Source organism: Paenibacillus sp. P4_A9 (genome assembly GCF_056402415.1).
On the sequence record NZ_JBFUHL010000099.1, the window covers coordinates 1 to 12,307 of the forward strand.

Below are 12,307 nucleotides of genomic sequence, written 5' to 3' on the forward strand. Positions count from 1 at the left end.
CTTCCATGCAATTGAAAAGGGTATGACAACGGAGAACGCCATCCTCACTTGCAGCCACTTCCATCCGTTGTCCGGTGCCTTGATCCCGTTCATCTGCTACAAGCGTGTAGGCTCGATTTAATGCGGCAGGACCGATGTAGCTATCGTCTAAAGATACTAAAGTACAAGCTGAGTAACAGGCTCCACAAGTAATACAGTCTATGTTTTGATCAATAATTTCACGGCTGTCCGAATCTGGGGGAATCACGGCAAAGTCTTTTTCCGCTTCGGCAGTTGGAACAAAATAAGGTTTGATCCGCTGCCACTGTTTAAAGAATGGATCCATATTCACGGCGAGATCTTTGATGATCGGCAAATTCCGTAGAGGACGCACGGTAATCTCCGAACCAAGCTTCGCAATTTTCGTCCGGCAAGCGAGTCCTTCTTTATTATTCATGATCATTCCGCAGGAACCGCACATGCCGAGACGGCAGGAACAGCGAAATGAAATCGTTTGATCCTGTTCGGTAAGAATAATAAATAGTGCATCCAATACCGTCATATTCTCTTTCGCATCCACGGTATATGAGTCATACCTCGCCTCCGTATCGACATCTGGATGATAGCGAAGCACTTTGATTTTGACATCTGCCACAAGGATTCCCCCATTTCAAAATCTTTTCGTTAACCCATTGTACTCAATCGTTATAATATGTATTATAATGTTATAGAACGATTCGTCAATCATTAATTTTCAGATTAGGAGGCTTATTTTCATGATAGATCGCGCTAGCCACATCAGCATGTATGCTCAAATAGCAGCCATTCTCGAATCTGCCATACAATTGGGAGAGCTTCAACCTGATCAGAAAATTCCTACTGAAGCAGAGCTGATGGAAACGTACAATGTAAGTCGTATGACTTCCCGTCAGGCCATTGAAATTTTGCACGAAAAAGGATTAGTTGTCAGAAAGCAAGGAAAAGGAACTTTCGTCATTGGTCCGATGCTTAAACAAGAGTTAGGCGGCATGGAAGCGTTCTATGATTCTTTCTTGCAAAAAGATCTTGTACCCAAGCTTCTTGAAATGAAGGTTACCGATACACCGGATGATGTTGTGAGCATTTTAGGGGAACAGTTTACACAATCCCTTTTCCTAAAAAGGATATACTACCGCGACGAAGAGATTTTTGGTTTCAGTCTCATGTATTTGCCAGTGAGTCTAGCTTCCACCGTAACCTGGCAATTGGCTGAACAAAATGCCGGCTACACATTGCTCACTAAGCATGGAGGATACTCTTTGAAAAATGCTAGCCTAACCATTCGATCCCTTTCTGCCAATAAAGAACAAGCTGAACTCTTGAAAATTCCGGCCAAAGATCCATTGCTCCAGTTGTCGCGAACTAGCTTCACCGCAGAGGAGCAGCCCATCGAGCATATCAAGCTTTATTTGCGGTCTGACTTATGTGAATTGAACATGAATGTACCGGGTAATTCCTTCTTGGTTGATGGGATTAGAAAATAGGACAAATAAGCACCTAATGAGGAGTTGGATGACATGTCATTTGCTTTGATTCTCATTGGATTAATCGGTGGCATTTTAACGGGGCTGATATCAGTTGGAGGAGGGTTAATTCTCACTTTTTTATTGCTGCTCACCCCTCCTTTGTTCGGACAGGAATACAGCATGCATATGATAGCTGGGATGGTCATCGTGCAGACTCTTTTTTCCTCAAGCTCGGGACTGGTTACTTATTGGAGAAGCCGTCTCATTGATAGGTACATGATTCGATATATGGGACCTCCCTCATTGATTGGCGGAGCTATAGGCAGCGCTTTATCGGAACAGATGAGCCATGATCTGCTGACAGCTATTTTTGCAATACTTGCCCTGATTGCAACGGCCTCCATGTTTTTGCGGCGGGTTGAAGCGAACTCCACCCCGTACCGCAACCAAACATGGGCTATTTGTTTAGGCCTCGGTATCGGTTTATTAGGTGGTTTATTTGGTTTAGGAGCTGGTTTTTTATTTTTACCCGTTATGATAAATCTATTTAAAATCGAATCTAGAACAGCAGTAGGTACTGGACTTGCGGTTGGATTACTTCTTGTGATCGGTGCCCTTATTGGAAAAATGTTTGGAACTGCTGGAACAGGCTTCCCGTGGCTCGAAGGGTTAATTTTAGCCATAGGTGCGGTTCCTGGCGGACTAATCGGATCACGACTCGGGAAAAGGATGAAAAATAAATCTCTACATGCCATTATGGCTGTTGCGATTATTCTTGTTTCGCTCAAGATTTGGGCTGGTGTATTTAGTAATTATGGACTCTTACCAAAATTTTAAAATTGTTATTGTCAAAACCGAATTGTCAGATTATACTGAACTCATAATTGGTAATACCACTTACCTATTACACGAATGATAGGTACCAAAAAAATCTTCAAGGAGGCTTATACGATGCACAAGTTTCTAATTCACAAACAAGGAGATCATGTCGGCGTGGCTACGTCTGACATCGAATCCGGCGAGAGAATAATCGGCGTCTTTATGGATGACGAGTCAACCATTGAGGTCACAGCCAATAGCTCCATCCCACTCGGTCACAAAGTGTCCATTGCCGAATTGGCTCCAAAAGGTCATGTGCTAGAATACGGCTTGCCAATCGGATATGCTCCAAACGGATTTAAAATCGGTGATTATGTTCATACCCACAATATCAAAACACTGAGGTGGTAGAAAATGACAAAACAACTATATGGTTATCGTAGAGAAAACGGCGATGTAGGTATTCGCAATCATGTAATCATTCTTCCAGTAGACGATATTTCTAATACGGCTTGTGAAGCGGTAGCTCGCAACATCCAGGGTGTGATGTCCCTTCCCCACGCTTACGGGCGCCTTCAATATGGGAAAGACCTTGAGCTTCATTTCCGCACTATGATCGGTACAGGTTCTAACGCAAACGTAGCTGCAGTTATCGTCATCGGCATTGAGCCGAATTGGACGAAAGTTATTGCTGATGGTATTGCCAAAACCGGAAAGCCAGTTGCCTCCTTCTCCATCGAAGGAACAGGCGATCTGGAGATCATTCGCCAAGCTTCTTGGAAAGCAAAAGAATTCGTTCAATGGGCTTCCGAATTGCAGCGCGAACCTATCGAATTAAGCGAATTAAAGGTTAGCATTAAATGTGGTGAGTCCGATACGACAACTGGACTAGGTTCTTGTCCTACTGTCGGGCAAGCCGTTGACCGTTTGGTCGATGCCGGTGCAACTGTATTCTTCGGCGAAACTTCTGAGTTGACAGGCGGCGAGCATCTAATTGCTGATCGTTGCGCTACTCCTGAAGTCCGCCAGAAATTTATGGCCATTTACGACGATTACATTACTGAAATTAAATCCCAAGGTGTTGATCTTCTCGGTTCACAACCAACGCAAGGCAACATTGCCGGTGGATTGTCGACGATCGAGGAAAAAGCACTAGGTAATATCGAGAAAACTGGTATTAAACCAGTAATTGGTGCACTTGAGCCTGGCGAAATGCCGCAAAACGGGCCTGGTCTCTACTTTATGGATACTTCGTCCGCAGCCGCAGAGTGCATTACATTGATGGCTGCTGGTGGAGCGGTACTCCACTTCTTCCCTACAGGTCAAGGCAACATTATCGGCAATCCGATTGAACCCGTAATTAAAGTTACAGCAAATCCAAAAACAGTTAACACAATGAGCGAACATATCGACGTTGATTGTAGTGGTTTGTTATCCCGTGAGATCAATTTGACTGAAGCAGGCGATCTGCTGATGGATTACCTTTGCCGTGTTGTAAACGGCCGTTTGACTGCAGCAGAAGCGCTTGGACATAAAGAATTCGTTATGACCAAGCTGTATAGAAGCGCTTAAGACACTTGAGTTCAAATACGCAGCAATTCATCATAGTTGGATGCCCTCCGAGGTATCCAACTATACATGTATTTGTGAGCTTCATCCTTCCGATATCGTGTAATGGATGTCTTAAGATCACTATTTTGCTATAATGGATCCGTTCATTCACGAAGTTAAGTCTGTCCCTTGTACAGGGTTAAGAGAAAGAAGGTTAATTCGAGTGTTTAAATCGATTAATGAGGAACGTAAAACATTTTCACGCAAAGTGGTCGAACATATCCATGAACTTCTCGCTTCCGGTCAGCTTAAGCCGGGTGATAAGCTTCCTTCTGAACGTGAATTGGCGGAGATGATGAATGTTAGTCGGCCTACCATTCGGGAAGCATTTAAAATTTTATCAGCCATGAATTTACTTAACATACGCCAGGGTCATGGCGTTTTTGTTGCAGATCAAAGCGCGCGTCTTGACAATTTAGCCTCCTTTTTGTTTCTACAGACCGACACGATTTATGAATTGTTCGAAGTTAGAAAGATGATTGAAACGGAGAGCGCCGCCAAAGCGGCTAAGCGGGGAACATCTGACTTCTTGGACCAAATCTACGAAACGACACGTGATTGTTATAATAAAGTCATCGTGCAGCAACAGTTTCAAACCAAAGAAGAACGTGATAAGTTTCTGTCCGAATCCGATCAACAGTTCCACCTGACAGTCGCTGAAGCAGCAGGTAATGAAGTTGTTATGCGGGTCATGACCAATTTGATTGATTTACTGCGGGAAAGCAGGATGCAATCCATGAAAATTCCGGGGCGGGTCGAGCAATCCCTGAAGGAACACATGCTTATTGCAGAGGCCATTAAAGATCGAAACGCAAAGCTGGCGCGCTCGAGAATGTTCGAACATCTTAGCAGTGTCGAAAGAACTCTTCTCCTTGAACTAGAACTAGCAGGAATACCAGTCAACTTAAAGGATGAAAGCGAAGAGCCATCTGACATTACTGTGAAGCCGCTCTAGTTAATTAGTAGAATGAAATTTGGCGATGGGAGATGTTAGTTTGCAGATTCCTAATGCACAGCCGGGTCCTCTCGGAACAACCGCTATAAGTGAAATGGCCAGTTGGAAAAAGCCTCTAAAAGGCATCGCTTTGACGGCGACTCTCGCTGTTTTGGCGGGCCGCATTGCAGAAGCTCCATTCTTTTCCATTATGGGAATTATGATTATTTCCATCATGTTGGGTGTCCTATGGAAATCCGTGATGGATATCCCTGTAGGTGCCAGTATCGGCATAACATTCAGCAGCAAGTTTTTACTTCGGGCAGGAATTATTTTGATGGGAGTTCGCTTAAATTTAAATCAAATTTTGAATGCTGGAATGCGAGTCGTTTTGATCGACATGATCGTGATTGCATTTACTTTGACTATCATGATCTTCTTGACTAAATGGTTACGCGTGGATAAGACGTTAGGAGTTTTGATTGCCGTTGGAACCGCGGTTTGCGGCGCGGCTGCCATTGTCGCTGTTGCACCATTAATAGGCGCGAAAAAAGAACAAACGGCTATTTCTGTCGCTTGCATAGCAATTTTGGGTACTATAGGTGCTGTTTTTTATATTTTCTTATACCCCTATTTAGGACTTGATCCTTATACTTACGGAGTTTTTGCAGGTTCTACATTGCATGAATTGGCACATGTCATAGCAGCTGGCGTTCCTGGCGGAGATATAAGTAGTGAGACAGCTATTCTAGTCAAGCTCGGCAGAGTGGCTCTTCTGATCCCTGTTGCTCTTATATTGAGTTACTTCTACCGTAACGATGAGCGAACAGAAACGGATAAAAAGAGTTGGAGAAAGTTACCCGTTCCTTGGTTCATCTTCGGCTTTTTAGCAATGAGTTTGGTAAACACGACAGGCCTACTGCCTTCGTCGATTATTCACTTCTTGATTGCGGCAAGCGTTTTCTTAATGTCTATTGCAATGGCAGGACTTGGACTGAGTATCAACATGACTGATTTTAAAAAGGTAGGAAGAAACACGATTGTTATGGCTATTGTGGGATTTGTTGCGTTGACAATACTGGGGCAGGTACTTATATCCGTTTTTTACTAGTTCTTTTCATCTATATTATAAATGGTGTTCGACAGTAACGGTAGCCGTCAATCTGATGGTATGCCGTTTTTTTGTTTTTGAACTGCTCACTTTTACTTAATTCCCGTCAGACCGCCAATCACCTTGCTTAAACTCCTTAAAATAACAAAGGAATGCGACGCACAACAAAACACTGCATATAATTTCTTTAAGTAAAAACATAGCAATCATCCTCACATTCGATTTAATTCCGATTGGTTTACTTGTATTAATAATACATGTAATTTTAAATTTTGTCAATCAACTAAACGAATGATGGACATGTTGGTACTAACAATTTCCTATTTTGTACGACGAAAAAGCCACCTTGGCAAGTGGCTTTTTAATCATTAATTTAGGATCATCGATTTCTTATCAGATATAAATATCCTGCTTTATTTCGCACGCTATTTCTTTGTTGTATTCGTTCTGCTTTAGCAGTATTAATTGCCTCTTCATGTCCTTGTCTAACTATACAATTCCATCTGAATGAACACGCGCTGATACTGCTTCCAATACGCTCGGCAGCTTCTGAAAATGCCTTTAATTCGTAACTTCCTTGACGGATATGCTTAAGTGTTATTTCTGCTAAAATTGCGTCATTTTCATGGATCATCATTTCATCATTTCGTTGTCTCATTTGTACACCCTCAATTTCCTTTTTAACCATTTTCACCTACATAGATACATTTTATTCTCACTCATTTATTTTTGTGCCTATTGAGTCAACTATGAATTCCCAAATGGATTTTTTTGCGAATCTCTACATTCTTGCGGAAAAATGGTTTCAGCATCAGTATTTGAAAATTACTTTCGGTTCTCTTATAAACTATGTCTCACCAATTTCCTTAGTAAACACTGTAGCTTCTTATTTGTATCTTCATTTGCAGTATGTATTCCATAATGCGGCTCTAGATCTTTTACATGTTGTTCTGTAGCTTTGATTAAGCCAGAAAATTGCTCATATGTTAGCCCACCCTGTTTAATATTCAGCATGAACTCTCGTTCAGAGTTTTCATAATAAATGGATGAAGCAAAATCTGTAAATCCAGTTTCATAAAATCGGATAATAAACTTCAAAAAATGAAACGACATCATTGCTTTTTTGGTGTTATATCCGTATAAGTCAATAATTTCTCTCTGTAAGTCAGAATTAGGTTTGTGCAAATCCTTCATCTGTCCGTGGTACATACCATAACAGCTATTGTATAAATTCTTTAAGTTGATCGTTGAAATTTCATCTCTCATTTCAATTATGCTACTTACTTCATGTATATTAAATGTCTCAATTTCTACAGAATAGAGCAACTCTAAGAATGTTAAGTTCGAATTATATAGTAATTTCTCCAACTTTCTAACATCGTGGATTTCGACATCTTCCGTTTCTGAAGTAATAAAGTTTTTATATACCACTCCATTATATAAATCTTCAAATGTTGGCAATACAAACAACTTTATATCTCTATCGGATTTATCATCATTAAGATTTCTGTTAATGCTTCCTGATAACGCCTTAAATACAACTTCTCTACCATGTGCCTTCAGAACTGATTACCTCCTTCTTTTTGTGGAAATGCATTTCTTTTTTATTATTTTTACTTATTTTATATCTTCCTTGGAATAAATACTTGCTAATTATTTGTTTAAGAAGTACTTTCCTTACGAATATGGAAAGAAAAAAACCGCTAATCCCAGCATGCGATACTTCACATGCCGAGTTTGCGGTATAAATCATTTTACATACTTTTCTTGTGCAACTCACTCGAAGTTCGTGCCCATCTGCGGTATTTCCGGTAGCCTCGGCGTACAAGGTGCAGCACGAGTTCCGGGAACGGCAGCCTACGCAGCCATGGGAAATAAAAGCGATCGTAGGCGCGCTTCAAATCGTCCCACATCGAGCAATCGTCTTCTTTCAAGAAATCCGATACGTCGACGACTAAGCCTCGGCCGTTATGCTGCATCACATTTTTGCCATGCACATCATGCGGTGTCAGTCCCCGGCTAACCGCATACTTCAACGCTTCATCGATATCGTGCAGCACTTGACGCGAAATCGGGATGCCTCGCAACACACATTGATATAGCGTAACGCCCGTTAGTCGGCGCAGTACGAGATAAGAATCACCCGTATGGAGGCATTCGGAATAAGCTGCGTGCCTCCCCAGCCGTCGATATATTTCTTTTTCATCCTCTAAGCCTGGCCGCCCCGGCGCGTACACCTTCACAACCATATCCTGATAGCTTGGATGCACCAGTACAGCCGCATAATTACCAGCTCCGATAAGCTGCCACGGCTCAGGGACACTATAAACGACGATCGGGTCATACGACCGCTCACTGGCAAGCTGCAAATTCGGAAGCAATTGTGCTTCAATTACTTCGATCCAGCTCTTCTGCACGCACCTGTCACCCCCATCTAATACTTTGTGGTATTATACAAAAATTTCTAGTAATATGCTAGAACAAAATTACCCTGCACATTCATCCAAAATGACATTAGGATCTGGGCCTATCGTAGCCCCCCTCTGTTATATGTGGAAAATACATCTGTTCCCCGGCAGCAAGGCTTATCGTCCTACATGTAGAGTTAGGGTAAAGCGCGGAAAGTTCTACCTCGAATACTCGCTTCGAATCAGATCTATTCGTCAAGGTAAACCCTTCAGAAGTGTACTCGTAGGACACCTGAAAAAGCGATTGCTGCAATTCAACGCGTCCATACGTTTGCAACTTAGGCTCTATCCTCAAATCGGCCTCCAAGGAGAAACGTATGCCTACATATTCATGAAGCAATACCCAAGAAAATACACATGGATACTCGTAGTAATGGCCAGCGCCGTGCCAATTCTTGTCGTCGATATAATAGACATGGTTCATATCATAGCGTTCTCCCATGATATATCCGTCTTTACCAGCCTGCTCCATAACCTGTAGCAATTGTCGGCTTAACAAATCGCCATCTTTTCTCCATGACCAGTAAGCTGCATCCCAGCACCAATAACGCCCTGCTGCGCATAAGTCATAAGGACCGCCATCTCCTAATTCGGACAAGGTATATTGCTCGATTTCAGCTGCAACAAAGCTAGGAAACCGCTGGAACTCATTTCGTTTAGCATTCATTAATGACATGACAGCTTCTTCTTGTTCTAGGGTCGAATATCCGAACATAACCGGCAATATATTAGCCAATAAATGGATATGATCGTGTACAACCCCGCTTCGATCAACCCAATCGACAAAACGGCGATTTTGCGGATCCCAATATCCGTTTGGCAAGGGCTCGACCAAAACTTCAGACAACTGTTTGGCTATTTGATTGTAAAACTCAGCCTTGTCTTCACGTTGTATATATTGCTCTAATCTTCCAAGTAACTTTAACGAATAGGCAGCAAGCGCAGTTGCTAACGATTCCCGCCCATCTTTCATTACCTGATCCTCGTAATATACATCCGACCAGAGACGACCATGACGGTCAATATAGTCTTCGATTCCACTTGCCGCTCCTTCAAGTTCTTCAATATGGGYGCTGAGCCATTCTTTATCCTTCGTTAAACTTATATATAGCCATGCTGACTCCAAGATCTCTACGTTTCCAGTTATGAGGAACATGTTAGCATTTGTTTTGCCATCCATTGAGCTACGCCGCACATGATACTCCCTTGTTCCATCTGGTTGAACGGCGCATGGATTTCTCCACAATCTTTCGGGATCTTCCTTCATAAGCTTAAGCTGAAGTTCCATCATTCGACGAATAACAGCCGCATCAAGTTGATTACCCCAAGCCATTCTCCCTTTTATTTGGAATTCGTGATCCACGTCAGGGTAAGTACCCGCGTAAGCATGCTTCATTAAGGTGCTCAGAACGAAGCCATTAGACTCCGGATAGGCAGCGGCTCTCGTTCGTTCAACTACGGAAGGAAGCATGGTCCCCCAATAAAAAGCTGCCAACGTCTTTCCAAGCGCTTCACCATGCTCAAAATCAAACGTGTATCGGTCGCCAAAACAGTCGGAATGAGGCCTGCTCTCATACGGAATCAACTGACAATTTTCAGCTGAAATATGTACCAAGATTCCTTGCTTATCAAGGGCCGTGATCCGGATCGTTCCTTCTGCTTTAATTAACCATGAGGCATCTAAAGAGTCTATATTTTCAGGTAAAACCCAGGCGATTGAATTCCCCTCTAGATCTGTACTTCCTTCTTCCATGGGCAATACGTACCAATCATTTGTTTTTTGCAGGACATAGGAAGGCCCATAGCTAAAATACAGCTCGATCACGCCTTGTTCACCTGCAATGACATACCATGAAGGCGGAGCCTCAATCAATGATTCAGCCTTTATAGATTGAATAATGCCCCGAGGAAAATGTTCTTTTATTTCTATCTCGGAAATTTCGGACATCTTATCAGCTCATCTCGTGATTAGTTTTTTACAATGTTCCAAAGGTCAGCATCTTCAAATAGTGAATTAGGAACAATGCCTGGCTGAATTACTATTTAAAGCGCTTCCATAATTGAATTCATATTCCTATCTCGATATAATCCTTAATATATTCTTTCAACAGTTTGATTTTCCTTCCAGAAACCTTGAGGATATCTTCCCTTGTCTCCTTCTGCGATCAGCCCGTACTCCGAGCCGCTCAGCTGCAGCTCCAGCCGCGATATACTTTGTGAAGAAGCTCTAAAGCAAGCATCAAATGAAATAGCACAAGCACAAGCAATGATTAGTCAAGCTCAATCGACACTACAAGCTGGACGTGATAAAAAAAGACTGGCTGGAACAATGTACGTTCCATCAGTCTTTATTTTTTAGTCACAACTGGTATTGATCTTCACTGACTTTTTCCATCCACTCGACGGCCTTGCCGTCTAGCCGTTCTTGAATAGCTATATGGGTCATAGCTGTCGTAGGAGAAGCTCCATGCCAATGTTTCTCGCCCGGCGGGAACCAGATCACATCACCAGGACGAATTTCCTCGATCGGACCGCCCAATCGTTGAACCCGTCCTAAGCCTGCCGTTACGATCAACGTCTGACCCAGCGGATGAGTATGCCATGCTGTCCGTGCGCCGGGCTCGAACGTAACGCTAGCCCCAGCTACGCGTGCGGGATCGGCTGCTTCAAACAGCGGATCATGCGAACTGTTCCGGTAAAATAGTCTGACGGACCTTTGCCTGAAGGCTGAGATCCAACTCTTCTGATATCCATTTTAAATTCCTCTGTTTCTAGATAAGATGGCTTGTAAAATTAATTCAGGTGGTCTCGTGTAATTGGAAATTGGAAACGTCAATAGTATGTGTTTTTAGGAACTATTTACTCTTTGGCTAATCGTTATCATTATTAAATATTTCATCTAGCTCTGAACTTTGTTCGTTTGAGGTTGCATTGATTGCTTGATCGACATTATTACTTCCTCGAATTTGCTCGGCGGCTTCTGCTTGATTGTTCAGTTGCTTTACAATTTGACTAGAGCCATGAGCTCCTTGATGTCCTCTACTCGATGTCATCGTATATTTGTCCTCCCTTTTTCAAAAAATGGAATTCCAGCTATATTATGACGTTATTCCCTTCTCTTATACACGAGTAGTAAACATGAAGGTGGTTTGGCGGTGTTTTTTCGACAACTTATAAGACGTGCTTACTCCACATACACTTGTATCTGATGAATGGAATTGTTCTCATATCCCTTTACGTTCGCCTCCGCATGTAAAGGCTGTGTTCTCCCACTTAAATCAGTAGCTTTCGAATTAAGTTGATATGTTCCTGCTTCTAAGACGTCCCATGTCCAAGTCCATCTCCGCCAGCTATATCGTACTTCAGGATCTAACCAAGTTGCAGAGTTCCATGTGTCTTCTTCATTCAAACTTATTTGAATCTCCACGACTGGGTCCTCACCCGACCAAGCAACTCCAAACACGTGGTGCACACCCTTTCTTAAAACTGCTTGATCAATTGGTTGAACAATGCTGGAATTTACTTTCATGGTTGTTACCGGTCTGGGTGTTTGATTGTAATCTGAAGACTTGATCACATAGTCAATCTTTTGAAACGGCCCTTGAAAAGGATGATCAGAGATGACCATTCTATGAAGCCATTTAACCGACGCCATGCCATACCAACCCGGAACGATTAACCTTGCAGGATATCCATGTTTATAAGGTAGAGGATTACCATTCATAAATAGCGCTACGATAGTATCAGGATGCATAGCCTTTACCTTTGGCAAACTTCTCGAATAAACAAAGGTACCTGTCATATCTGTACGCTGTCCTGAATCCATACCATCAAAAACAACCTCTTCCGCATCACTTAAGATTTCAGCAGCCTCGAGGAT

13 protein-coding genes and 1 pseudogene are annotated in these 12,307 nt (G+C 42.5%); 6 read left to right on the forward strand and 8 right to left on the reverse strand.

Features of this window, described 5'->3' with window-relative positions:
* Positions 1–634 (reverse strand): succinate dehydrogenase/fumarate reductase iron-sulfur subunit (locus tag AC1DVJ_RS28310; protein WP_477595763.1); only part of this gene is annotated, 634 nt, incomplete at its 3' end.
* Positions 635–755: 121 nt separating this feature from the next.
* Here AC1DVJ_RS28310 and AC1DVJ_RS28315 point away from each other — a divergent pair.
* The 6 genes from AC1DVJ_RS28315 to AC1DVJ_RS28340 all read left to right on the forward strand — a co-directional run bounded on the left by AC1DVJ_RS28315 (position 756) and on the right by AC1DVJ_RS28340 (position 5,959).
* Positions 756–1,502: a GntR family transcriptional regulator gene (locus AC1DVJ_RS28315; protein ID WP_477595765.1), complete on the forward strand. Its 747-nt coding sequence runs from the start codon at positions 756–758 to the stop codon at positions 1,500–1,502.
* A gap of 33 nt (positions 1,503–1,535) precedes the next feature.
* Positions 1,536–2,321, forward strand: a complete 786-nt coding sequence (locus AC1DVJ_RS28320) for a sulfite exporter TauE/SafE family protein (RefSeq protein WP_477595767.1) — start codon at positions 1,536–1,538, stop codon at positions 2,319–2,321.
* Between the two features lie 114 nt (positions 2,322–2,435).
* On the forward strand, positions 2,436–2,714 hold the full coding sequence (locus AC1DVJ_RS28325; RefSeq protein WP_477595769.1) for a UxaA family hydrolase: 279 nt from the start codon (positions 2,436–2,438) through the stop codon (positions 2,712–2,714).
* A 3-nt stretch (positions 2,715–2,717) separates the two neighbouring features.
* On the forward strand, positions 2,718–3,875 hold the full coding sequence (locus tag AC1DVJ_RS28330) for a UxaA family hydrolase (RefSeq protein ID WP_477595771.1): 1,158 nt from the start codon (positions 2,718–2,720) through the stop codon (positions 3,873–3,875).
* 202 nt (positions 3,876–4,077) lie between these two features.
* On the forward strand, positions 4,078–4,869 hold the full coding sequence (locus tag AC1DVJ_RS28335; protein ID WP_477595773.1) for a FadR/GntR family transcriptional regulator: 792 nt from the start codon (positions 4,078–4,080) through the stop codon (positions 4,867–4,869).
* A gap of 40 nt (positions 4,870–4,909) precedes the next feature.
* On the forward strand, positions 4,910–5,959 hold the full coding sequence (locus AC1DVJ_RS28340) for a YeiH family protein (protein WP_477595775.1): 1,050 nt from the start codon (positions 4,910–4,912) through the stop codon (positions 5,957–5,959).
* A gap of 379 nt (positions 5,960–6,338) precedes the next feature.
* Here the strand turns inward: AC1DVJ_RS28340 and AC1DVJ_RS28345 are convergent, their stop codons facing one another.
* The 7 genes and pseudogenes from AC1DVJ_RS28345 to AC1DVJ_RS28375 form a co-directional block, all read right to left on the reverse strand.
* Positions 6,339–6,647 carry a hypothetical protein gene (locus AC1DVJ_RS28345; protein ID WP_477595777.1) on the reverse strand — a complete coding sequence of 103 codons (309 nt, stop codon included), beginning with the start codon at positions 6,645–6,647 and terminating at the stop codon, positions 6,339–6,341.
* A 152-nt stretch (positions 6,648–6,799) separates the two neighbouring features.
* Entirely contained in the window at positions 6,800–7,522 is a 723-nt protein-coding gene (locus tag AC1DVJ_RS28350) for a DNA polymerase beta superfamily protein (protein WP_477595787.1), read from the reverse strand.
* A gap of 191 nt (positions 7,523–7,713) precedes the next feature.
* The gene (locus AC1DVJ_RS28355; RefSeq protein WP_477595779.1) at positions 7,714–8,376 is read right to left on the reverse strand and encodes a protein kinase family protein; all 663 of its coding nucleotides are present in this window, start codon (positions 8,374–8,376) and stop codon (positions 7,714–7,716) included.
* A gap of 97 nt (positions 8,377–8,473) precedes the next feature.
* Complete coding sequence (locus AC1DVJ_RS28360; protein ID WP_477595781.1) at positions 8,474–10,375, reverse strand: glucosidase family protein; 1,902 nt, start codon at positions 10,373–10,375, stop codon at positions 8,474–8,476.
* 411 nt (positions 10,376–10,786) lie between these two features.
* Positions 10,787–11,181, reverse strand: a pseudogene (locus AC1DVJ_RS28365) ((R)-mandelonitrile lyase).
* Positions 11,182–11,297: 116 nt separating this feature from the next.
* A complete protein-coding gene (locus tag AC1DVJ_RS28370) occupies positions 11,298–11,480 on the reverse strand; it encodes a hypothetical protein (protein ID WP_477595783.1) in 183 nt (60 codons plus the stop codon).
* Positions 11,481–11,611: 131 nt separating this feature from the next.
* Positions 11,612–12,307: molybdopterin-dependent oxidoreductase (locus AC1DVJ_RS28375; RefSeq protein WP_477595785.1), on the reverse strand; the 696-nt coding region annotated here is incomplete at its 5' end.